This is a genomic window from Streptomyces sp. MS191, assembly GCF_008042125.1.
Taxonomy (GTDB): Bacteria; Actinomycetota; Actinomycetes; order Streptomycetales; family Streptomycetaceae; genus Streptomyces.
Genome location: NZ_RDBI01000044.1, coordinates 27,186 through 47,742, shown reverse-complemented (window position 1 = coordinate 47,742; position 20,557 = coordinate 27,186). Strand labels below are relative to the sequence as shown.

Here is a 20,557-nt window from a genome sequence, read left to right as displayed (position 1 = left end):
CGCCGAACCGGGCTCCGCGCGCGAGCGGATCCTCGCCCGGGTCCGGGACGCCGTCTCCGCCGCGCCCCCGGCCCCCGAGGCGGAGCGCGCGTACCTGCGGAGCCACGCGCCCGACGACCCCGCGGCCCTCGTCGACCTGCTCCACGCCAACCTGGCCGACTGCCGCGCCCTCGTCCACCGCACCGACCCCGACGGCCTTCCCGCCGCCGAACCGGGCTCCGCGCGCGAGCGGATCCTCGCCCGGGTCCGGGACGCCGTCTCCGCCGCGCCCCCGGCCCCCGAGGCGGAGCGCGCGTACCTGCGGAGCCACGCGCCCGACGACCCCGCGGCCCTCGTCGACCTGCTCCACGCCAACCTGGCCGACTGCCGCGCCCTCGTCCACCGCACCGACCCCGACGGCCTTCCCGCCCTGCTCCTGCGGCTCCTCGCCGAACGCGGGGCGAACACCGTCCTCATCCCGTCCGGACTGCCCCACCAGTGGCTGCCGCGCGCCGACGTCACCCGGATCGACATCACCCGCATCCACGACCGGGCCGCATCGTCGCCGCACGAACTCGACGCCGTCGACAGCGTCGTCACCGGCTGCGCGGTGGCCGTCGCCGAGACCGGGACGCTCGTCCTCGACGGCGGACCAGGCCAGGGCCGCCGCCGGATCACCCTCGTCCCCGACCACCACATCTGCGTCGTACGCGTCCCGGACCAGGTCGTGGCCTCCGTGCCGCAGGCCCTCACCCGGCTCGACCCCACCCGCCCGCTCACCTGGATCTCCGGCCCGTCGGCCACCAGCGACATCGAACTCGACCGCGTCGAGGGCGTCCACGGCCCCCGGACCCTGGAAGTGGTCCTAGTCCACGAGGCCGACGCGTAGCCGCGGCGCCTCGGCCGCCGCGTCCCGCACCCGGTCGGCCCGACCGGCCAACTCCCGCGCCCAGGAGACCAGTCCGGCGACGTCGATGCTGTACACGGCCGCCTGCCGGACCGGATCGGGCGCGCCGATCCGGTCGGCGCCGCGCCGCAGCAGCCGGGCGCCCCCCGTGGCGTTGCCGCGCGCCGCGTGCGTGAGCCCGACCGCCAACTGGGCCAGCCCCTGCCACAGGTCCCGCTCGCCGGCGGGCCCGCTCTTCCACGCGTCCTCGAACACCTCGTGCGCGTGGAACGGCATCCCCGCGTCGAGCAGCCGCTGCGCCTCGCCGAGCGTCTCCGCCGGACTGCGTTCGACTCCCTCGGGCTGCCGCTCGACGCCCTCGGCGCCGTACGGCAACGGCCGCCCGAGCCCGTCCCGGGGGCGCGCACTCCGCGCCCGCCCCTCCTCGTCCCGGTCCCTTCGCGTCCTGTCCACGCCCCCATTGTCCCCCGGAGGCACGCGCCACACCCGTACCGGGACCACGACCCCGGCCGCCACCTGCGGCGCCGCCACCCCGACGGCCGACGCGAAGCGAGCCCACGCGTCCATCCGTCGCGCGGAGTGAGGTAATGTTCTCTTGCACGCCGACACCGGGGGAGACCCCGGAACGACGGGCATCGGGACGTGGCGCAGCTTGGTAGCGCACTTGACTGGGGGTCAAGGGGTCGCAGGTTCAAATCCTGTCGTCCCGACTCGAAAGAGTCGCAGGTCAGGGGCCGTTTCAGAGAGATCTGAGACGGCCCCTGACTCGTTCCTGGTCCTGGTGGGTGAACACCGCCGACCGCGGTGCCGCGTCACCTCGCACTCGCGGTCAGACCCGGCCCGCGCCTCCGAGCACGGCCGGCCCGCACTCCTCCGGGAGGTTGGCGACGACCAGCGCGAACGCCTCCTCCAGGGTCCCCGCCCTGCCGACGGACCCCACGCCCTTGGGTCCGCGCACCCGGAACCGTCCGTCAGCACCTCGCGGACGGACCTGCCCCCCGACATGGGCGGCCGGCATTCCGGTTCCGCCCGCACCCGCGGGCGGTCGTCGTCCTCATGCCTCACGTTGAACTGGGCACCGAGTACCGCTGCTTCACGGAAGGCCGCCACAGCGGCTTCCGGCGTGTTCCCATGCCCGGCCTCACCGCGGCTGTCCGGCATTCCGCCCAGGGTGAGGGACAGGGTACGGCGATCAGTCGGGGGGACCGGACGGGACCAGGGAGGTCGGCGCCGGTCGGACGGCGGCAACCACCCTGGGCGGCAAGGGTGGCACGAGGCTTGGTCGGCCCGGCGTCGCCACGTCGGCGCCCCCGTGTTCCGCGTGCGGTGTGTCCGCGGCCGCCCGGCGGGACGGCGGGTGGAAGGCGCCCGCCTCCGCCGCCGAAAGGTACGTCCATCCGGGCCGGGTCGGCGTGTACCGCCGGTCGGGGTCTGCCCCGCGGACGTAGGCTGCGCAGCGAAATGTGCCCGGCCGGGCGCGGAACGTGCCGAAGGAAGCAGGGAGTGAGTGCGGCGATGACCGAGCAGCGAACCGTCACCGTCTTCGGCGCGACGGGGAACCAGGGAGGCTCACTCGCCCGCGCGATCCTCGCGGACCGGGACAGCGGCTTCGTGGTCCGCGCGGTGACGCGTCGGCCGGACTCGGACCGCGCCAAGGAGTGGGAACGGCTCGGGGTCGAGGTGGTCCGTGCCGATCTGGACGACGAGGAGAGCCTGGTCGCCGCACTCGAGGGCGCGTACGGGGCCTACCTGGTGACGAACTTCTGGGAGGACATGGACGCGGCCCACGAGAAGGCCCAGGCGGCGGCCCTGTCCCGGGCGGCGTCGCGGGCGGGTGTGCAGCACGCCATCTGGTCCACCTTGGAGGACACCCGCGAGTGCATTCCGCTGGACGACGAACGGATGCCCACGCTCCAGGACTCCTACAAGGTCCCCCACTTCGACGGCAAGGCCGAGGCCGACCGCTACTTCACCGACGACGGCGTACCGACCACCTTCCTGCGCACGACGTTCTTCTGGGAGAACCTGTTCGGGGCGTTCGCCCCGCAGCGAGGCGAGGACGGCGCCTTCGAGCTGAACTTCCCGATGGGCGACAGCAGGCTCTCCGGCATCGCCGTGGACGACATCGGCAAGACCGCGCTCGCCATCCTCAAGCGCGGCACCGACTTCATCCCCGCCACCGTCAGCATCGCGGGCGAGCACCTGCCCGTCGCCGACATGGCCGCGGCCCTGTCCGAGGCACTCGGACAGCCCGTCCGCTACCGGCCCCTGGCGCCGGACGCCTTCCGTGCCCTGGGATTCCCGGGCGCCGACGAGGCGGGCAACATGTTCCAGTTCTACGCCGACTGCGAGGCCCGCTTCACGGGCGCCCGCGACCTCGACGCCGTCCGCGCCCTCAACCCGGCCCTCCAGGACTTCTCCACCTGGCTGGCCGCACACCGGGACAAGTTCCACTGGAGCTGAGGGCTGCGAGCACCGCCGGTTGTGCCGGCGGCTGTCGAGGCCGCCCAGCCTGTCGCCGGACCGTGTGCGCCGGCCTCGTCGGCCAGGCCCGCCCGCGTCATGTGACGCACGTCACGTGCGGTTCCTGTCAGCAATCGAGTCGCTGCTCCGCTCAAGCCGGCGGGAGCAAGCGAACCGACAGGAGCAATCACATGAAGCACCGCATCGTCGTCCTCGGAGCCGGCTATGCCGGGGCATACGCGGCCGGGACGCTGGCCCGTCGGCTGTCCCCGGCGGACACCGAGATCACCGTGGTCAACGCCGAGCCGTACTTCGTCCAGCGGCTGCGGCTGCACCAGCTCGCGGCCGGCCAGGAGGTCGCGGCTCCACAGCTCGCCGACGTCTTCGCCGGCACCGCGATCCGGCTGCGCCTGGCCCGTGTCACCGCCGTCGACCCCGAGCGCCAGGTCGTCGCCGTGGCCGACGCCGAAGGGGGAGCCGAGCTCGGCTACGACACGCTTCTCTACGCTCTCGGCAGCCATGCCGCCGACCACGGTGTCCCCGGCGTCGCCGAGCACACCTACCACGTGACCGCTCGTCCGGCCGCGCTGCGCCTGCGCGAACGCCTGGACAGCCTGGGCAGGCGGGACGAAGGCGGGGAAGTGCTGGTCGTCGGCGACGGCTTGACCGGCATCGAGACCGCCACCGAGATCGCCGAATCCCGGCCGGGCCTGTCGGTGACACTGGTCGCCCGGGGTGAGCTGGGCGCCGCGCTCTCCGCCGGGGCCCGTGGCCACCTGCGCCGGGCCTGCGGCCGGCTGGACATCGCCGTCCTGGAGCACACCGACGTCGAAGCCGTCGAGGCGACACGGGTGCTGTGCGCCGACGGCACCGTCCTGGCGTCCGACGCGACCGTGTGGACGGCCGGGTTCGCGGTCAGCTCCCTCGCCGCCGTCGGCGGTCTTGAGGTCACTGAGGAAGGCCGGATCGTCGTCGATCGCACCATGCGGTCGCTCTCGCACCCGAACGTCTACGCCGTCGGTGACAGCGTCCACGCCATCGGCGACAACGGCCGGCCGCTGCCGATGTCCTGCGCCTCGGCCGGTTACACCGGCATGCAGGCCACGGCCGCGGTCGTGGGACGCCTGAGCGGCCGCAAGATTCCGAACGTCAGGCTGGAGTACCACGGCAACCACATCAGCCTCGGTCGGCGGGACGGGATCCTGCAGATGGTCGACGACGAGGGGCGGGCGAAGCCGAAGTACCTGGGCGGCCGGAAGGCCGCACGGATCAAGGCGGGCATCCTCGGGATGTCCCTGTGGACCACCTCGCACCCGACCTTCGGCCTGCCCAGGCGCAAGCGCCACCTGGCCGTCTTCTCGCCGGTGGCATCCGCCGAGAAAGCGGTCGCGTAGCGCCCAGGGGTGTTGCGAAAGGTGCGCCGTCCGCCCGGGCCTCCCCCTACAGCCTGGCGGCGTGGGCGGGCCCCCACCTCCGCCTTGGATCGCAACCCCAGGAAGCCCCTCGCCCGTCCGGTCTGATCGACAAGACACCCCTAGGGTGATCCGCATGGACAGCACCGCCGTTGATCGCTTCGACGCCGGCCGGTTCGACGCCGGTCGCAACCGGCTGGCCTCGCTGGCGTACCGGCTGCTGGGGTCCGCCGCCGACGCCGAGGACATCGTGCAGGACGCGTTCCTGCACTGGCAGGCCGCCGACCGGCAGCGGATCAGGGTGCCGGAGGCATGGCTGACCAAGGTCGTCACGAACCTGTGCCTCGACCGGCTCCGCTCGGCACAGGTCCGCCGCGAACGCACGGTGGGCGCCTGGCTGCCCGAACCGCTCCTCGACGGTGACCCGATGCTCGGACCTGCCGACACCTTCGAGCAGCGCGAGTCGGTGTCCCTGGCCGTGCTGACCCTCATGGAGCGCCTGTCCCCCCAAGAGCGCGCCGTCTACGTCCTGCGCGAAGCGTTCTCCTACAGCCACGCCGAGGTCGCCGAGATCCTCGACATCACCGAGTCCGCCAGCCAACAGCACCTCCACCGCGCCCGGCACCGCATCACCGCCGCGCGCCGCGGCGGCGAAGTCGACCCGGCGTCCGCCCGCAGGATCGTCGAGGAATTCCTCGCCGCGGCCACCTCGGGCCGCATCGAACGGCTGGTCGCGCTGCTCACCGACGACGCCACCGCGATCTCCGACGGCGCCGGCCTGAGCCGAAAACTGCTGCGCTACGACACACCGCAGCGCATCGCGGCCATCGCAAGGGCCGGCTTCAAGCCCACGCCCGCGAAGCGGCGACTCGCCGGCGGCACGTCTGCCGTCCACTACGCGCTGGTCAACGGTGCCCCCGCCATCCTCTTCGTGCCCGGCGACCGGGTCGTCGGCGCCGTGACGTTCGATCTCACCGACGGCAGGATCGCCACCGTGCGCGGCATCGCCGCCCCCAGTCGCCTCCTCCGCCTCGCCGAAGCCTGGCGTCAGCACGAACCGGACGCGCCGCTCATGAGCCAGTGGTGACCGGAGGTCGAACGGGCGGAAGCGCAGGCTTCTCAGCCCGTCATGGGACCAGCTCCCGCGGCCAGAACGCGCACGAGTCGCGCACCGGAGCGCGTGACCAGACGACCAACTGACCGTGCCGGGTGGGGTGGCCCCCGGGACGGGGATGCCCGTGTTGTTCTCGGCCGCCCCGGATCTTGCATGATGACCGGCATGAACACGGAAACCTGCGACCCCGTCGAGCTGGCCGCCCTCCGGGAGATCTTCGTGTCCCGCCCCGAGGCGGCGCCCCCGGCCGGATGGGAGGCGGTGCGGTCCTTCGAGGCGGAGCACGGCGTCGTGCTCCCGGAGCCGTACCGCACGTTCGTGGCGGAGATCTGCGACGGCCTGCGCGCCGGACCGCCCTACTACGGTCTGCTGCCCCTCACGGAAACGCCTTCCGACTGGGGGGCGGGCCGGCCCGAACGCCTGCTCGCCGAGCCCTTCCCGCTCACGGCGGCATGGCTGTGGGAGGCGGACGAGGACGAGACGCCGCTGTCGGCAGAGGAGTTCGAGGCCAGGACAGCCCCCGTGTTCGACCACGGTTCGCTGCTGCTGGGCACCGACGGCTGCGGCATGTACTGGCACCTGATCGTCACCGGCCCGCAGCGTGGTCACGTCTGGCAGATCGCCGGCGAGGGCGCGATGCCCTTCGGCTCCCAGTCGCCCGACGCCCTGATGCCCGGCGTCCCGGGCTTCACGGGCTGGGCGGCCCACTGGGCCCGGGGACGCGACTGGTTCCCGGACGCCTAGGGTGCCTTGATGGTCTGGCCGGGCCCCGGCAAGACCATCAAGATCGGCAACACCCCGGCCTCGTACGAACTAGGTCGTTCCTTGCGGTCACCACGCGAGCAGATGGGAGGCATAGGGGTTGGACGAGCCTTCAACGCGGCAAGGGCCGTACCGTGTCGCGCGGTGTCGGTTCGGTGCGAGGGGGAGTAGAAGAGTGTTCGAGTGGAAGCTCCCGGCCGAGACACTGGAAGTGAGGGTGGAGTGGTGTGGCTGAGGCTGGGAGGGCATCGCCACCCACTATGCCAAGGCCGCCACCATCTACCTCGCCGGACTTCGTATCACCGCGATCTTCATCTGGTCCGCGAGATGATCCGGAAGGGGAGTCCAGCGGCGATGCGCGGTGCCAGTTGCCTGCTCAGTCGTCGAACCACACGACGAGCCGCACGTTGTCGTCACCGTGCTGTTCTGCGAGTTCCTTCATGGCTTTCCAGACTGGTTGCCACTCGCCGGTCTCGGTGACGGCATCTTTGCGGCAGATGGTGACGGATCTGTAGAGCGTGTCCCCGACGAGCCATTCACTCCCTTCGGGCCACTCCCGAACCTCACCAGGTTGGAGACCGACAGCCTCGGCGAATGCGTCGCCATTCCAGGACGCTTTGCCCGTCTTCGCCAGCCCGTTAGGCGTCTGTCGGTATTGGTGAAGCCGGCTGTCGGGCTTCTCTGCGGGCTCGTTCCAGTCGACGGCCTTCACCTCGGCCCACGTGATCCACGTGGTGCCGTGAAAGCCGTCTTCGCCGTACCACTCGGTCAGCTGGGCAAACCGTGCATCCAGGGCGGCCGAGGCGTCGGCGGGAAACCCCCTGCCCGCGGCCAAGGGGCGGAAGTTCGCATAGTTGCGGACCCCGAAGAGACAACCGAACGCGTCGTAGTTACGGACATCGTTGAGGGAGCTGAGGCCGTGTGCGCTGTACCAAGTCGGCTCCTGATCGTCCTGCGGCACCCGATATTCGATGAAGCCGCTGATGTCCGTACCCATGCCAGGCATTCTCCCGGCGCCGTCAAACGATTTCGTCTGCGCCGGATCAACCGCTACACACAAGTGAGCCTCCTGGTCAGGAGGTTGTGGTGAGAAACAGGGCCCGGACGCGGCCCTGCGGTCAAAGCGCGGAGCGCAGTCCTGACCGAAGTCCGGTGTACACGGATGGGACCGGGACCGACGGCACGCGATCCGAAGGAAACGCCCGGACGGGACCTACGGCAGGAACGCGTAGAACGGACCGTCAGGCGCCCGGTTGCGGGAGCACAATGTCACGTCCCTGCCCTTGAGGTAGGCCAGCAGCCACTCGCCGAAGGTCATCTCGTAGAGGGTCCAGGCCGGACTGTCGAACTCCTGGACCACGACGCGCCAGGGCGACGCCGGGTCCTCGGGGACGCGGAGGAAGACCGCCTCGCCCGTCGTGGCGGTGGCCACCGGCATCAGTTCCCCGGGGTTCGCCCCCACGGGACTCGGCAGGAACTCCACCATGTCCTCGTCGCGCCAGAGGTCGAGGTCGTCGCTGACGAACTTTCCCAGGCTGTGCAGGAGATGGCCGGCGGGGTGCATCAGGTACAGCTGGTCGTTGATCTCGACCGAACCGTAGGCGTCCACGATCTCGCGGAAGTCGGCAGGGAACCCGATGCCGAGTTCCTGCTCCAACTCGAGCCACGGAGCCGGATCCGTCCAGTTGAACCGGGGTTCGCCCAACAGGGCTGTGATCTCTCGAAGCGTTGTCACCACGGGGTCCTTCGGCGCGTCGGGCGGGTACCTGTGCGGGAGCCCGACCCCGTCACGGGGCCGGGCCGCGTCCTGTCCGGGTGCCAGGGTTTCTAGAACCCCTTGATCACCCAGTCCTGGACGTCAGGGGTGGGGCTGCCCTGGGTCCACAGGGTCAACCAGACGCCGTTGCCCAGGGAGTTGCCCTTCGGCGTGATGGCCTTGCCGTAGGCGTTGACGGCGCTGCCGTCGGCCGACGGCGAGAAGCGCTGGACATCGCTCGACGGGTTGCACGTCCACAGGGTCAGCAGCGCGCCGTTGGTGTTGGCGCCGTTCGCCTCAGGGGTGATGCACTTGCCGCTCGCCCGGTGGACGATCAGGCCGTTCTCGTACTTCCACCGCTGGCTGTCCGCGCCCGTGCAGGGCCACACGGTGATCGGGGTTCCGTTGGCGGTGGCGTCGCCCTGGGGCGTCGCGCAGACGGAGCCCGCCTGGTGGAAGTTGGTGAGCCAGCTCCAGCCGTCGACGGGCTTGCCGGCGTCGGGCTCGATGTTGAAGACGACCCGGCGCGGACCGCTGGAGTCGACCAGTGCCTCGTTGGCGCCCCAGAGCCGCTTGGCGTGGGGATCCCAGGAGAGGCCCTGGGTCAGCTGCGGCGCCTGGGTGAGCACGTGCGGGGCCTCGCCGGGCTTGGCCACGTGGATGCAGGAGTAGAGCTCGGTGCCGCCCGGCCAGTACGTGGGGCAGGTGCCGCTCATGTAGTAGTTGGTGCCGTCCGTGGCGGTGCCCTGGATGCCCCACACGGGTGAGCTGTAGCCCGTGATCTCCGAGGCCACCGTCGTCGGGGTGCCGGTACCGAGGGCCGACAGCGGCCAGCGGACGATGCGGGCGCCCGCGCCGTTCCGGTTCTCCACCGAGACCAGTGCCGGAGTCGTGCCGGACCGGTCGATGCTCAGGCTGCTCAGGCACAGCTCGCTGTTGACGGACGGGCCGCAGGCGCGCGGGCTGTTGTTGACGAAGGCCGTGGCGGGGTTGTCGACCGCGGCGGTGGAGATGGTGCTGTAGCGGGCGACGAGCGGCATCGCCCAGAGGTGGAACCGGGCCGAGGTCTTGCCGGCCGCGAGGCGGGTCAGGGCGCTCGTGGTGTCGTTCATCCGCCACATGCGCGTGAGGTCGAAGACCTGGAGCTCCGCGCCGTTGGCCACGAACAGCCGGTTGCCGTACCAGGCGACGCCGTCCGAGTGCGAGTTCCACCGGAGCGGCTCGAAGTTGCCGCTGACCGGCTCCACGAGCGCGATGTGGCCGTACTTGACCTGGCCGCCGGCGGATTCGGCGATCGAGACCCGGGCGTAGTCCTCGACGGTCGTCGGCGTGCGGTTCGAGACGTACGTGCCGTGGTACCAGGAGGTGACCGTGAGGGAGCGGCCCGCATACAACCCGTCGGCGGTGGCGGCATGCGAACCGGCGAAGCCCTGCGGCATCCAGCCACCGGCGGCGTCGGCGTAGTTGGACCGGTCGTCCTCGTCGTCCCAGCAGAACCCGTCGGGCTTGAGGGCGCCGTTCAGTCCGGTGGCGTGGCAGAGGCCCGGGCGGCCCGTGCGGGTGCCCAGGACGTCGGTCACGGACGCCTTGGCGACGCCCGCGGCCTCGGCGGAGTCGATGAGACCGGTCTTGTCGCCGTCCACGCGGGTGAGCTTGAAGTTCGCCGTGAACGGGTCCAGGCCGGAGGCGGCCTGGGCGGGCTGGACGGGGAGCAGTACGGAGGCGGCCACGGCCGCTCCGAGTGACAACTGGGCAAGACGTTTTCCTCGTCCGAACATGAGTTTCATTCGGCGAGCGTATCCGCTGCCGGTCCGTCATGATCATCTCTTTCACGGGGTCTTCACAGGTCAGAGGGGTCGGGCGAGGTCGCGGGCCGCCCGTGGGTGACCCGTCGGCCGGCCCCGGGGGAGCCGAATCGGCCACTCCCGGAAAAGGCTTGGACGCGGCCGACGTCCCTGCGGGACACTCCGTTTCCTCACCGACTGTCACCACTGCATAGGGTTGGGATGGGATTGTCCGCATCAGGTGAAGGGTTACCCAGCAGGGGTTCCGTACTCCTCGCACTACGTTTCTACGGGCGGGAACTGGCCCGGCTCCGATGGCTGACCGTGCCGGCGATGCTGCTGCCCGCACTCGGCAACATCGGCATCCACTACCTCGCGCCGCTGGTCGTCGCCAAGCTCGTCGGACGGATCGCCGGTGACCACGGAGGCGCCGGCGGCATCGGCCCGATGCTGCCGTACATCCTCGGCTTCGCGGGCGTCCTGCTGCTCGCGGAGGCTCTGTGGCGCGTCGGGCTGCACTGCCTCAACCGCCTCGACGCCCGGGGTATCGAGCACCTGTACGTGATCGGCATGGACGAACTGTTCGCCAAGGACGCGTCGTTCTTCCACGACAACTTCGCCGGATCCCTGACCAAGCGCGTCCTGAGCTTCGCCTCCCGCTTCGAGGACTGTGTCGACACCCTGACGTTCTCGGTCATCGGCAGCTTCGTCCCGCTGCTGTTCGCGTCGGTGGTGCTGTGGCAGTACGACCCGCTGCTCGTCCTCGGGCTGCTGGCGCTGATCGCCGTCACGGGGCTGTGCGTGGCCCCCCTCATCCGACGCCGGCAGGCGCTCGTCGCCCGGCGCGAGCAGGCGATCGCCCGGGTGTCCGGGCACGTCGCCGACAGCCTGATGAACATGGACACGGTCCGGTCGTTCGCCGCCGAGGACCGTGAGGCCGCGGAGCACCGGTCCCGCGTCGCGGAGTCCCGGCGCCTCACGCTGCGCTCGTGGGACTACGGCAACCTGCGCATCGACACGCTGGTCGCGCCGATGTCCGTACTGACCAACGTGCTGGGGCTGGTACTCGCCCTGTCGCTCGGTGCGGGGAACAAGGGTGTGGAGGCGGTCGTCGTCGCCTTCACCTACTACGCGAACGCGACCCGGATCATGTTCGAGTTCAACCAGATCTACCGCCGTCTGGAGAGCTCGATGACGGAGGCCGCTCAGTTCACCGAACTGCTGCTGGACCCGCCCACGGTGCGTGACCCGGCGTCGCCCGAGCCGCTGGTGCGCCGGGCCGCCGACGTACGGTTCGAGCGGGTGACCTTCGCGCACGGCGGCGGGAAGCCGCTCTTCGAGGGCCTCGACCTGGCCGTTTCCAGCGGGACGAAGATCGGTCTCGTCGGCCGGTCCGGCGGCGGGAAGACCACGCTCACCCGGCTGTTGCTGCGGATGACCGACATCGACGCCGGCCGGATCCTCGTCGGCGGGCAGGACATCAGCCGGCTGCGCCAGGCCGACCTGCGCAGTCTCATCGCCTACGTGCCCCAGGACCCGGCCATGTTCCACCGCACGCTGCGCGACAACATCGCGTTCGCCCGGCCCGGCGCCACCGACGCCGAGATCCGGCGGGCCGCCGAGGCCGCGCACGTCTCGGAGTTCGTCGAGGCGCTCCCCGACGGCTACGACACGATGGTGGGCGAACGGGGCGTCAAGCTGTCCGGTGGCCAGCGCCAGCGGGTCGCCCTCGCCCGTGCCATCCTGCGCGACGCCCCGATCCTCCTGCTGGACGAGGCGACCAGCGCGCTCGACTCCGAGAGCGAGATCCTGGTGCAGGACGCGCTGTGGCGTCTGATGGAGGGGCGGACGGCGCTGGTGGTGGCACACCGGCTGAGCACCGTCGCCACCATGGACCGGCTCATCGTCCTCGACCGCGGACGGATCATCGAACAGGGCACCCACCAGGAGCTTCTCGAAGCCGAAGGCGCCTACGCGAAGCTGTGGCAGCACCAGTCGGGCGGCTTCCTCGACGACACCACCGCCCGGGCGGCCGACCTCCACTGAGGGCGGGGAGCGTGACGCGCGACGGGCGTCACGCTCCCCGGGGCCGCCGGCGGACCCCGTGGCGTCCGCGACCGGACCCCGGGCGTCCGCCCTGCCGGGCACCTGCGAGCGCCGGCGGGGCCGGACCGGGACACCCGCCGGGGCCGTCCGTGGGACGCCCGCCGGACCGATCAGGAATCGAGAAGCGCCGGCCACCCGGCGCCTCTAACGTGACGGTCATGGACATCACCATTCACACCACCGCCCTTCCGCACGACGACCCGGACGCCTCCGTCGCCTTCTACCGCGACGTCCTCGGCTTCGAGGTCCGCAGCGACGTCGGGCAGGGCAAGATGCGCTGGATCACGGTCGGCCCCGTCGGCCAGCCCGGCACCTCGATCCTCCTCGCGCCGCCGGCCGCCGACCCCGGGATCACCGAGGACGAGCGCCGCACCATCGCCGAGATGATGGCCAAGGGCACCTACGGCTGGATCCTCCTCGCCACCCGTGACCTCGACGGCACCTTCGAGAAGGTGCAGGCCGGGGACGTCGAGGTCGTCCAGGAGCCGACCGAGCAGCCGTACGGCGTGCGCGACTGCGCCTTCCGCGACCCCGCGGGCAACCTGGTCCGCATCCAAGAGCTCCGCTGACCCGCCCGGTCCGGGACCGCGTGTCCCCGGCGGCCGCGGCGTCGTGCCCGGCACGACACCGGCCGCCGGGGTTCCGCTCCGGCCCGCACCCGTCACCCGCGCACGTCGAAGAAGGGGATCCCGCATGTGTCATCCCGGATGGAAACGCGCACGGCTGGCCGCGCAGCGGCTGCGCGACCTCGCGCACCTGCGCCGCGTCCGCGACCGGATCGACCGGGAGTACGCGCGCCCGCTGGACGTCGAGGAGCTGGCCCGCGGCGCGGACATGGCGGCCGGTCACCTCAGCCGTGAGTTCCGGCTCGCCTACGGCAGATCGCCGTACGGCTACCTGACGGCACGCCGCGTCGCGCACGCCACCGCCCTGTTGCGGCGCGGCGGTCTCGGCGAGACCGAGGTGTCCGCCGCGGTGGGCTGCCCGTCGCATGGCGTCTTCCGCAGCCGTTTCACCGAGCTGGTCGGCGTGGAACCGGCCGCCTACCGGCGCCACGCGGCTGCCGGCGCGGCGGCCCCGGCGGTGCACCCGCCGGCGCGGGGCGGCCGACCGGTCAGGAATCGAGAAGCATCCGACACCGAGCAGAAACTAGCGTCGACGACATGACCTCCATCGAAACCCTCACCCTCGAGGTGGCCGACACCACGGCCGCCGCCCGCTTCTACACCGCCTTCGGCCTGGACGCGCACGTCCGCCTGCGGGCCTCGGACGCGGAGACCACCGGCTTCCGCGGATTCGCCCTGGCCCTCACGGTGTCGCAGCCGGCCGTCGTCGACCACTACGTCGCAGCGGCCGTCGACGCCGGCGCCACGGTGCTCAAGCCGGCCGCGAAGTCCTTCTGGGGCTACGGCGGCGTCGTCCGCGCCCCCGACGGCACGATCTGCAAGATCGCCACGTCGGCACGGAAGAACACCGCCCCCGCCGAGCCGCGCATCGACGAGTTCGTCCTCCTGCTGGGAGCCACGGACGTGGCCGAGAGCAAGCGCTTCTACGTCGAGCAGGGCCTCGTCGTGGCCAAGAGCTTCGGCCGCAAGTACGTCGAGTTCGCCGCCCCCTCGTCGCCCGTGAAGCTCGCGCTGTACGGGCGGCGGGCGCTCGCGAAGGACGTCGGCGTCCCGGAGGAGGGCACCGGCTCGCACCGGATCGCGCTCGCCGGCGCCGCCCGGGCCTTCTCGGACCCGGACGGTTTCGCCTGGGAGGCCGTGGAGCCGGCCCACTCGGCCTGACACGGCTCGCACGGCCGATCCGGCCCGGCCCACCGATCCGGCCGCACGGCCCGCCCGGCACCGCGGGCCGCCGCGGGCCGCACCGGCCGCCGCCGCGGCGGCGGCCGCCCGGCCACCCGAACGACGAGCCCCGCCGCACGGCGGGGTTCTCCACCACCGACGACCGGAGGAACCATGACAGGCGCGCCGCCGCGGGGGCTCGAGGAGCGGCTGCGGGACACCCGCGCGAGGCTGGAGGGCGACGTCGACGTCTGGGTCGCGACGCCGGGCTCCCCGGGAGTCCACCTGATCCCGCTCTCGTACCTCTGGGACGGGGACGCCTTCCTCGTCTCCACTCCGCGCTCCTCGGTCACCGGCCGGAACCTGCTGGCCGACGGCCGCGTACGCCTCGGTCTCGGCCCGACGCGCGACGTCGTCGTCGTGGACGGCACCGCCGAGCCGGTCGACCTCGCCGACCTCGCCGCCGGGACGGGCGACGCCTTCGCCGCCAGGACCGGCTTCGACCCGCGCGAGCTGGACGAGCCGTACCAGTACTTCCTGATCCGGCCGCGGCGTGTCCAGGCCTGGCGCGAGGCGAACGAGCTCCGCGGCCGGGACCTCATGCGCGACGGCCGCTGGCTCGGCTGACCGCCGCGGAAGCCGCCCCGCAACCGGTCGGTCTCCGGGCAGCCGCCGCCGCACCCCGTCCCCGGCCTCGGGATCCGGGGCTGCGGACCCCGAACCCCGCACCGTTCCGAGCACGCCACGCACGAGAGGAACCCGTCATGACCAGTACCAGGACGTCCGCCGAGGGCAACGGCACCGCCGGCGAGAAGTACGACGGCTTCACGGACGACGAGCGCGGCGCGATGAAGGAGCGCGCGCAGGAGCTGAAGAAGACCGCGCGCCGCGGCGCGCGCGGGGCCGCGGCGGACACCGAGGGCGAGGTGCTGGCGAAGATCGCGGAGATGCCGGAGGCGGACCGCGTCCTCGCCGAGCGGCTCCACGCCATCGCCAAGGCGGCCGCGCCGGATCTCACGCCGAAGCTCTGGTACGGGATGCCGGCCTACGCCAGGGACGGCAAGGTCGTGTTCTTCTTCCAGAGCGCGCAGAAGTTCAAGTCGCGTTACGCCACGCTGGGCTTCAGCGACCAGGCCGCGCTCGACGACGGCGCCCTGTGGGCGACCAGCTACGCCCTGACGGACCTGACCGGTGCCGACGAGGCACGGGTCGGTGACCTGATCAAGCGGGCGGTGTCCTGAGGCGGGGCCGCCCGCTGCTCCCGGTGCGCGGCGGCCCCGCCCTCGCTCCTACGACCCGCCGCCGGGCCGGGCGAAGGAGCGGATGCGGTGCCGCCGCGCCCGCTGCTCGCGGGCGTGGCGGTCCAGCTCCTCCATGAGCCGGCGCCCGCGATGGTCCGGGTCGAGCTCGTCGAGGACCCGGTCGATCTCCGCCAGCATCGCCCCGTACAGATGCCACAGTCCGGGATCCGCCTGGGCCTGCTCCCACAGCAGCCCCGCCGCGCGGTGCCGGGCGGTGGCGGCGGCCTCGAGCTCCGCGCCGAGCCGCGCCTCGGCCGCCGCGGACCCCCCGGTGGACGTCGAGGTCACGAGCACGGCGAAGCTCACGAGGGTGTCCGCGAGGTGCTGCACCGTCTCCTCCAGTGCGAGGCCGGTCTCTTGGGGGAAGAGCACCTCTCCCTGACGTCGCTTGGCCAGGTCGGTCAGCGTGCGGGTGAGCACCCGCACCACCACCGCGCAGATCTCCAGGGTGTCGAGACCCGTGCGCAGCACGATGCGGTGGAGGAAACCTTCCTTCACACGTGGGTTGAACCGGAGGCTGTCCTCCGCCTGGCGCAGCGCCGCGTCGACGTCGGCGATGTCGTTGTCCAGCCGCCGTGCCTCGTGGAGCCGCGCCGCGACCCGCTCGACCGGGGCGGGCGCGGTGAGCTGTTCGCCGACGTCGAGCAGCAGCAGCCGCATCCGGCGGGCCAGGTCCCCGATCGACTCGCCGGCCGTGTCCACCCAGACGGGCGGTACGAGCACGACGTTGAAGAGCAGGCCGACGACCGCGCCGATCAGCGTCTCCAGGACCCGGTCCCAGGCCGTGCTGGCGACCTGGGTGACGCCCAGGACGAGCATCGCGCTGATCGCCACCTCGGGCACGAACTCCTCGACCCGGACGAAGCGTCCGACGACGAGGGAGGCGAGGATGACCAGGGCCAGGCTCCACCAGGTCAGACCGACGAGAACGCTGAACGCGATCGCGATGACGACGCCGACCACGACGGCGTTCACCCGGCGCAGGCTCGTGGTGAGCGTCGCGTACAGGGTCACCTGGACGACCAGCAGGGCCGTGAGCGGGGCGGTCAGGGGCGCGGGTTCGCTGCTGAGCCAGAGGGCGACGACGTAGGAGATCGTGGCCGCGGCCGTGGACCGCAGCGTCTGGACGACCACGGGGTCGCGCCGCCAGCGCTGCAGCGCGGCCGGCGCCTCCCGCAGCGCCTCGGCTACCGAGCCCATGCCGGCTCCCGGCGCGGCCCCGGCGGCGCGGGGCACGAGGCTGAGGGGTGCGGCATGCGCCTCCTTCGGTCACGGGTCCGGAACGACGCATCCTTTCCCGCTCTGCCGCCGCCGAACCAGGTGCCCCGCCCGGAGGACCCGGACGCCCGGACGGGCTCCCCCGCACGGCACGGGCACCCGGCCGGCGGCGCGGCACGAGCACCCGGCCAGGGCACGTGGCTTCCGGCGCGGCACGGGGACGCCCGGCGCCAGGACGGACGGCGACGACGTCGGCGACGTACGCAGCGCGTGTGCAGTCGCGGGGGCGCCGCTCGCTGGCCCCGTGGCCGCGCTGGTCGACAGCGACGACTCGGTGCCGGGCACGAAGGTGCCGGGCCGCCGCGTCCCATTCGCCGGCGTGGCCGGCCAGGCCGTGCAGCAGGACGACGGGTGTTCCCGACCGGCCCCAGTCGCGGCAGGAGATGCGTACGCCGTCGCGCACCGCGGTGCGCTCGGACCAGGTCGGGGCCGTGGGAATCCTTGAGGGGCTCGTCCGGTCGGGGCAAGTCGTCGCAGCGCGGGTCAGCGGTAGGCGGCGAGGAAGGCGTGGGTGCCGGTGGTGGCGTGGTGGTCGAGGTCGGCCTCGGTGTACTGGGCTCGTCCGGTGAACATGGCCTTGTTGACCGGGATCCACAGCAGGAGGCCGGAGAAGTGGTTGGCGGCCAGGAGTGCGTCGTCGATGTGGAGCAGCCCTTGGTCGGCCAGGCGTTGGAAGGCTGCTGCCAGCGTGGCGAGCCCTCGTTCGAAGCCCCGCTCGTACCAGGCGGCGCCCAGGTCGGGGAAGACGTCGGCGTTGGCGATGATCAGGCGCCGCAGCTGGATCACCCGGGGGTGGGTGAGGGTGGTCAGAAGTTGGCGGGCGAGCCGGGTCAGGTTCTCTTCCAGGTTGTCGGCGTCGAACGGGATGCCGACGAGCAGGTCGATCTCGGTGTCGAGCCGGTCGGTGGTGGCCAGGACGATGTCGGCGAAGAGCTTCTCCTTGTCGGAGAAGTGCTTGTAGACGGTCTGCTTGGACACCGCTGCCAGTTTGGCGATGTCGTCCATGCTCGTCCCCGAGTACCCCTTGTTCAGGAACGCGGTGGTCGCGGCGTCCATGATCGCCTGGTGCTTGCGTGCCGACCTGCTGTCCATCTTCGGCTCCTGTTTCATCCGGTCTCGCCCTTCCAGAGAAGAGTACTGGACTGACCAGTACCCATTGCAGTACTGTACCGTCCAGTTCCGAGATCGTAGGGCTTCCGCTCTGCACCGCTCTTCAATGGGGGTTTCACATGGACAAGGTCTTCTCAGCCGACGGCACGGCCATCGCCTTCGAGCAGCAGGGGTCGGGACCGGCGGTGGTGCTTGTAGGCGGAGCTTTCATGACCCGCGGCGCCTCCGCCGAACTCGCCGGCCTGCTGGCCGAGCACTTCACGGTGATCACCTACGACCGCCGGGGCCGCGGGGACAGCGGGGACGCGCCGGCGTACGACGTGCGGCGCGAGATCGAGGACCTCGACGCGCTGATCCAGGGACCTGCCGGCGGGTCGGCCATGGCCTTCGGCATGTCCTCGGGTGCTGTCCTCGCTCTGGAGGCGACCGCCGCACTGGGCGGCGCCGTGTCGCGCCTCGCGCTGTACGAGCCGCCGTTCATCACCGACGACAGCCGGCCGTCGCTGCCCGCCGACTACGTGGAGCACCTGACGGAGCTCGTGGACCGCGAGGCGTACGGGGACGCCGCCGCCTACTTCATGACGGCGGCGGTCGGCCTGCCCGACGAGGTCGTCGCGGGCATGCGGCAGGCCCCGTTCTGGGCCGACATGGAAGCCGTCGCCCACACCCTCCCCTACGACGGCCGGATCATGGGCGACACCATGTCCGGACATCCCCTCCCGGTCGACCGCTGGGCGTCGGTGACCGTGCCCGTCCTCGTCGGCAGTGGCGACGCGGGCGCGTCCCACATGCTGACCGGCGCGCGGGAACTCGCCGCGGCGGGCGACAACTTCACCCTGCGGGTCTTCCCGGGCGAGGAGCACACCATCACCCCCGAGGCGCTGGTCCCGGCCCTGGCCGCCTTCTTCTCCGGGGAGCACGCAGCATGAGCACGATATTCGCGAGCCTGGGCATGTCCCTCGACGGCTTCGTCGCGGGCCCGAACTCCCACCCCCAAAACCCCCTGGGCGACGGCGGCCTGCGCATCCACGAGTGGGCCGAGGCGGCCGAGGCGTGGCGGGAACGCCAGAGCATGACCGGAGGCACCGGCGGCAACCAGGACGACGACATCGTGCGGGCGACCTTCGAGCGCGCCGGGGCCTACATCATGGGCCGCCGCATGTTCGACGAGGGGGAGGCCGGCTGGCCCGATCCGCCGCCGTTCCGCGCGCCCGTGTTCGTCCTCACCCACACCCCGCGCGAGCCGTGGGTACGGCAGGGCGGCACCACCTTCCACTTCGTCACCGAGGGCCCCGAATCAGCCCTGGCCCTCGCCCGCCAGGCCGCCGGGGAGAAGGACGTCCAGGTCTCCGGGGGCGCCGACACCGTACGGCAGTTCCTCGCCGCCGGGCTCCTGGACGAACTGGAACTCCACGTGGCCCCGGTGATCCTCGGGGCGGGCAACCGCCTCCTCGACGGTGTCTCCCCCGAACTGCGCCTGGAGCCCGTGCGCACGGTCGGCTCGCCGAAGGTGACCCACGTGACCTACCGGATCACCGGATGAGGCGTTCGGCGCCGTGAGCGGCATCCCGGGCATCCCGGCGGCATGCTTCACGCAGCGGCCTTCGCCCCTGTGAGCAGAGGTCGAGGCGGAACGTCGGCCTCAGCAGTGCCCAGGTGCAGGGCAGGGCTACGTGGTCCCTGGTGGCCGAGCGAGGACTACAGGCCCGGCTACGTGGCTCCGGCGCAGGCAAGGACCCCGGCGCAGGCTCGGACCACCGGCGACGCGACCGGCCGGATGCGGCTGTCCGCTCCGGCCGGAGGCCGCACGGTCCGATGTCAGCGGCTGCCGGCCGCGAGCGCCCGTGCCTGGTGGACCCGCAGGTGCAGGGTCGCCAGGTCGAGCAGCGGCGTGGGTACCGACAGCGCGCGGGCCCGCTCGACCAGGTCGCCGAAGAGATGCTCCACCTCGGTGGGGCGACCGGCCGTCAGGTCGCGGTAGAGCGAGGGCACCATGGGCGAGCCCGGGGCGTTGACGACGGCCAGCGTCGCCTTCCGCTCGGCCTCCGGGACGGGATGTCCCGCGGCGGCCGACACCGCGGCGGCCTCGGCGAGCACGGCCGGGCCGAGATCCGGCCCGCCCGGAGCGGCGTTGACCTCGCCGACCGTGCCGCGCATCAGGCCGGTGACCGCGCCGAAGGTGGTGATGAAGACCCACTTGTGCCACATCGCGGTGAGCACGTCCGCGGGCACCAGGACGTCGATGCCCGCCTCGCCGAGGACCGCCGCGATCTTCTCCACCCGGGGCGAGCGCGAGCCGTCCTGCTCGCCGATCGTCAGATGGGCGAGCGGCGCGAGACGCCGGATGTCGCCCGTGTCGTCGAGGGTGGTCACCACCTTGGCGACACCGCCGAGCACGGCGGAGGCGCCGAACCGGGCGTTGAGGGCCTCGACGTGCGCCAGGCCGTTGAGCAGCGGGACTATCGCGGTGTCCGGGCCGACGGCCGGGGCGACGTCCTCGACCGCCTGCTCCAGGGCGGTGGACTTCACGGACAGCAGGACCAGGTCGTACGGCGTCGTCAGGGCGTCGGCCGTGACCAGACGCGGCTCCAGGGACCATTCCTCGTCGCGCCCCACCACCCGCAGTCCGCGCTCGCGCAGCGCCGCGGCCCGGCCCGGGCGGACCAGGAACGTGACGTCCTGCCCGGCGCGGGCGAGCAGCGCACCGAAGTACCCACCGGTGGCTCCGGCGCCGACGATCAGGATCTTCATGAGTGGGGACCTCTCTCTGTACGGGGACGGGGACGCGGGTCGAGCAG

At 72.1% G+C, this 20,557-nt stretch carries 21 protein-coding genes, 1 tRNA gene and 1 pseudogene; 14 read left to right on the top strand and 9 right to left on the bottom strand.

Going from position 1 to position 20,557, the window contains the following annotated elements; all coding sequences use genetic code 11:
• Positions 1–232: 232 nt before the first annotated feature.
• A complete protein-coding gene (locus EAO71_RS21645) occupies positions 233–868 on the top strand; it encodes a LutC/YkgG family protein (RefSeq protein ID WP_261992269.1) in 636 nt (211 codons plus the stop codon).
• Here the strand turns inward: EAO71_RS21645 and EAO71_RS21640 are convergent.
• Positions 845–1,339 carry a DUF309 domain-containing protein gene (locus EAO71_RS21640; protein WP_147979481.1) on the bottom strand — a complete coding sequence of 165 codons (495 nt, stop codon included), beginning with the start codon at positions 1,337–1,339 and terminating at the stop codon, positions 845–847. The genes EAO71_RS21645 and EAO71_RS21640 overlap by 24 nt on opposite strands.
• Before the next feature lie 183 nt (positions 1,340–1,522).
• On the opposite strand from EAO71_RS21640, the gene EAO71_RS21635 reads away from it, so the two are divergent.
• A tRNA-Pro gene (locus EAO71_RS21635) sits at positions 1,523–1,596 on the top strand.
• Positions 1,597–1,715: 119 nt separating this feature from the next.
• Here the strand turns inward: EAO71_RS21635 and EAO71_RS21630 are convergent.
• Positions 1,716–1,904, bottom strand: coding sequence for a DUF6193 family natural product biosynthesis protein (locus EAO71_RS21630; RefSeq protein ID WP_261992267.1), 189 nt, complete (start codon positions 1,902–1,904; stop codon positions 1,716–1,718).
• A 497-nt stretch (positions 1,905–2,401) separates the two neighbouring features.
• Between EAO71_RS21630 and EAO71_RS21625 the strand changes: the two genes are divergently transcribed.
• The 4 genes from EAO71_RS21625 (at position 2,402) to EAO71_RS21610 (ending at position 6,619) form a co-directional block, all read left to right on the top strand.
• Positions 2,402–3,349, top strand: coding sequence for an NmrA/HSCARG family protein (locus tag EAO71_RS21625; protein WP_147979480.1), 948 nt, complete (start codon positions 2,402–2,404; stop codon positions 3,347–3,349).
• Between the two features lie 191 nt (positions 3,350–3,540).
• A complete protein-coding gene (locus EAO71_RS21620) occupies positions 3,541–4,743 on the top strand; it encodes an NAD(P)/FAD-dependent oxidoreductase (protein WP_147979479.1) in 1,203 nt (400 codons plus the stop codon).
• A gap of 154 nt (positions 4,744–4,897) precedes the next feature.
• Positions 4,898–5,848, top strand: a complete 951-nt coding sequence (locus EAO71_RS21615; RefSeq protein ID WP_187282777.1) for a sigma-70 family RNA polymerase sigma factor — start codon at positions 4,898–4,900, stop codon at positions 5,846–5,848.
• A gap of 180 nt (positions 5,849–6,028) precedes the next feature.
• A complete protein-coding gene (locus EAO71_RS21610) occupies positions 6,029–6,619 on the top strand; it encodes an SMI1/KNR4 family protein (protein WP_147979477.1) in 591 nt (196 codons plus the stop codon).
• Positions 6,620–7,013: 394 nt separating this feature from the next.
• On the opposite strand, the gene EAO71_RS21605 is transcribed toward EAO71_RS21610, so the two are convergent.
• The 3 genes from EAO71_RS21605 to EAO71_RS21595 form a co-directional block, all read right to left on the bottom strand.
• A complete protein-coding gene (locus EAO71_RS21605; protein WP_147979476.1) occupies positions 7,014–7,634 on the bottom strand; it encodes a hypothetical protein in 621 nt (206 codons plus the stop codon).
• Positions 7,635–7,850: 216 nt separating this feature from the next.
• Positions 7,851–8,372, bottom strand: a complete 522-nt coding sequence (locus EAO71_RS21600) for an SMI1/KNR4 family protein (protein ID WP_261992266.1) — start codon at positions 8,370–8,372, stop codon at positions 7,851–7,853.
• A gap of 92 nt (positions 8,373–8,464) precedes the next feature.
• The gene (locus EAO71_RS21595; protein WP_147979474.1) at positions 8,465–10,180 is read right to left on the bottom strand and encodes an RICIN domain-containing protein; all 1,716 of its coding nucleotides are present in this window, start codon (positions 10,178–10,180) and stop codon (positions 8,465–8,467) included.
• A 219-nt stretch (positions 10,181–10,399) separates the two neighbouring features.
• On the opposite strand from EAO71_RS21595, the gene EAO71_RS21590 reads away from it, so the two are divergent.
• The 6 genes from EAO71_RS21590 (at position 10,400) to EAO71_RS21565 (ending at position 15,311) form a co-directional block, all read left to right on the top strand.
• Positions 10,400–12,223, top strand: a complete 1,824-nt coding sequence (locus tag EAO71_RS21590; RefSeq protein WP_147979473.1) for an ABC transporter ATP-binding protein — start codon at positions 10,400–10,402, stop codon at positions 12,221–12,223.
• Positions 12,224–12,441: 218 nt separating this feature from the next.
• Positions 12,442–12,852 (top strand): VOC family protein, encoded by a 411-nt coding sequence (locus tag EAO71_RS21585; protein WP_147979472.1) that lies wholly within the window; start codon positions 12,442–12,444, stop codon positions 12,850–12,852.
• A gap of 124 nt (positions 12,853–12,976) precedes the next feature.
• Entirely contained in the window at positions 12,977–13,450 is a 474-nt protein-coding gene (locus EAO71_RS21580; protein WP_147979471.1) for a helix-turn-helix domain-containing protein, read from the top strand.
• On the top strand, positions 13,447–14,070 hold the full coding sequence (locus tag EAO71_RS21575; protein ID WP_147979470.1) for a VOC family protein: 624 nt from the start codon (positions 13,447–13,449) through the stop codon (positions 14,068–14,070). The genes EAO71_RS21580 and EAO71_RS21575 overlap by 4 nt, the downstream gene beginning before the upstream one ends.
• A gap of 174 nt (positions 14,071–14,244) precedes the next feature.
• Positions 14,245–14,697, top strand: coding sequence for a pyridoxamine 5'-phosphate oxidase family protein (locus EAO71_RS21570; protein ID WP_147979469.1), 453 nt, complete (start codon positions 14,245–14,247; stop codon positions 14,695–14,697).
• 137 nt (positions 14,698–14,834) lie between these two features.
• The gene (locus EAO71_RS21565; protein WP_147979468.1) at positions 14,835–15,311 is read left to right on the top strand and encodes an iron chaperone; all 477 of its coding nucleotides are present in this window, start codon (positions 14,835–14,837) and stop codon (positions 15,309–15,311) included.
• Positions 15,312–15,359: 48 nt separating this feature from the next.
• Here EAO71_RS21565 and EAO71_RS21560 read toward each other — a convergent pair whose 3' ends face one another.
• From EAO71_RS21560 to EAO71_RS21550, 3 genes and pseudogenes are all read right to left on the bottom strand, one after another.
• Positions 15,360–16,571 (bottom strand): FUSC family protein, encoded by a 1,212-nt coding sequence (locus EAO71_RS21560; RefSeq protein ID WP_147979467.1) that lies wholly within the window; start codon positions 16,569–16,571, stop codon positions 15,360–15,362.
• Between the two features lie 277 nt (positions 16,572–16,848).
• Positions 16,849–17,052, bottom strand: a pseudogene (locus EAO71_RS21555) (alpha/beta fold hydrolase); the annotation flags it as partial.
• A gap of 80 nt (positions 17,053–17,132) precedes the next feature.
• Positions 17,133–17,741 carry a TetR/AcrR family transcriptional regulator gene (locus EAO71_RS21550; RefSeq protein ID WP_222723572.1) on the bottom strand — a complete coding sequence of 203 codons (609 nt, stop codon included), beginning with the start codon at positions 17,739–17,741 and terminating at the stop codon, positions 17,133–17,135.
• 137 nt (positions 17,742–17,878) lie between these two features.
• Here EAO71_RS21550 and EAO71_RS21545 point away from each other — a divergent pair, with 137 nt between their 5' ends.
• On the top strand, positions 17,879–18,688 hold the full coding sequence (locus EAO71_RS21545; protein WP_147979465.1) for an alpha/beta fold hydrolase: 810 nt from the start codon (positions 17,879–17,881) through the stop codon (positions 18,686–18,688).
• On the top strand, positions 18,685–19,302 hold the full coding sequence (locus EAO71_RS21540; protein ID WP_147979464.1) for a dihydrofolate reductase family protein: 618 nt from the start codon (positions 18,685–18,687) through the stop codon (positions 19,300–19,302). Before EAO71_RS21545 ends, EAO71_RS21540 begins: the two co-directional genes overlap by 4 nt.
• Positions 19,303–19,577: 275 nt before the next feature.
• Here EAO71_RS21540 and EAO71_RS21535 read toward each other — a convergent pair whose 3' ends face one another.
• Positions 19,578–20,510 carry a ketopantoate reductase family protein gene (locus EAO71_RS21535; RefSeq protein WP_147979463.1) on the bottom strand — a complete coding sequence of 311 codons (933 nt, stop codon included), beginning with the start codon at positions 20,508–20,510 and terminating at the stop codon, positions 19,578–19,580.
• Positions 20,511–20,557 lie beyond the last annotated feature (47 nt).

What these genes read in the sequence shown, in the direction of transcription:
- EAO71_RS21630 (WP_261992267.1), bottom strand. Translation starts at nt 1,904, where the DNA reads ATGCCGGCCGCCCATGTCGGGGGGCAGGTCCGTCCGCGAGGTGCTGAC.
- EAO71_RS21625 (WP_147979480.1), top strand. Translation starts at nt 2,402, where the DNA reads ATGACCGAGCAGCGAACCGTCACCGTCTTCGGCGCGACGGGGAACCAG.
- EAO71_RS21620 (WP_147979479.1), top strand. Translation starts at nt 3,541, where the DNA reads ATGAAGCACCGCATCGTCGTCCTCGGAGCCGGCTATGCCGGGGCATAC.
- EAO71_RS21615 (WP_187282777.1), top strand. Translation starts at nt 4,898, where the DNA reads ATGGACAGCACCGCCGTTGATCGCTTCGACGCCGGCCGGTTCGACGCC.
- EAO71_RS21610 (WP_147979477.1), top strand. Translation starts at nt 6,029, where the DNA reads ATGATGACCGGCATGAACACGGAAACCTGCGACCCCGTCGAGCTGGCC.
- EAO71_RS21605 (WP_147979476.1), bottom strand. Translation starts at nt 7,634, where the DNA reads ATGGGTACGGACATCAGCGGCTTCATCGAATATCGGGTGCCGCAGGAC.
- EAO71_RS21595 (WP_147979474.1), bottom strand. Translation starts at nt 10,180, where the DNA reads ATGAAACTCATGTTCGGACGAGGAAAACGTCTTGCCCAGTTGTCACTC.
- EAO71_RS21590 (WP_147979473.1), top strand. Translation starts at nt 10,400, where the DNA reads ATGGGATTGTCCGCATCAGGTGAAGGGTTACCCAGCAGGGGTTCCGTA.
- EAO71_RS21585 (WP_147979472.1), top strand. Translation starts at nt 12,442, where the DNA reads ATGGACATCACCATTCACACCACCGCCCTTCCGCACGACGACCCGGAC.
- EAO71_RS21580 (WP_147979471.1), top strand. Translation starts at nt 12,977, where the DNA reads ATGTGTCATCCCGGATGGAAACGCGCACGGCTGGCCGCGCAGCGGCTG.
- EAO71_RS21575 (WP_147979470.1), top strand. Translation starts at nt 13,447, where the DNA reads ATGACCTCCATCGAAACCCTCACCCTCGAGGTGGCCGACACCACGGCC.
- EAO71_RS21570 (WP_147979469.1), top strand. Translation starts at nt 14,245, where the DNA reads ATGACAGGCGCGCCGCCGCGGGGGCTCGAGGAGCGGCTGCGGGACACC.
- EAO71_RS21565 (WP_147979468.1), top strand. Translation starts at nt 14,835, where the DNA reads ATGACCAGTACCAGGACGTCCGCCGAGGGCAACGGCACCGCCGGCGAG.
- EAO71_RS21560 (WP_147979467.1), bottom strand. Translation starts at nt 16,571, where the DNA reads ATGGGCTCGGTAGCCGAGGCGCTGCGGGAGGCGCCGGCCGCGCTGCAG.
- EAO71_RS21550 (WP_222723572.1), bottom strand. Translation starts at nt 17,741, where the DNA reads ATGGACAGCAGGTCGGCACGCAAGCACCAGGCGATCATGGACGCCGCG.
- EAO71_RS21545 (WP_147979465.1), top strand. Translation starts at nt 17,879, where the DNA reads ATGGACAAGGTCTTCTCAGCCGACGGCACGGCCATCGCCTTCGAGCAG.
- EAO71_RS21540 (WP_147979464.1), top strand. Translation starts at nt 18,685, where the DNA reads ATGAGCACGATATTCGCGAGCCTGGGCATGTCCCTCGACGGCTTCGTC.
- EAO71_RS21535 (WP_147979463.1), bottom strand. Translation starts at nt 20,510, where the DNA reads ATGAAGATCCTGATCGTCGGCGCCGGAGCCACCGGTGGGTACTTCGGT.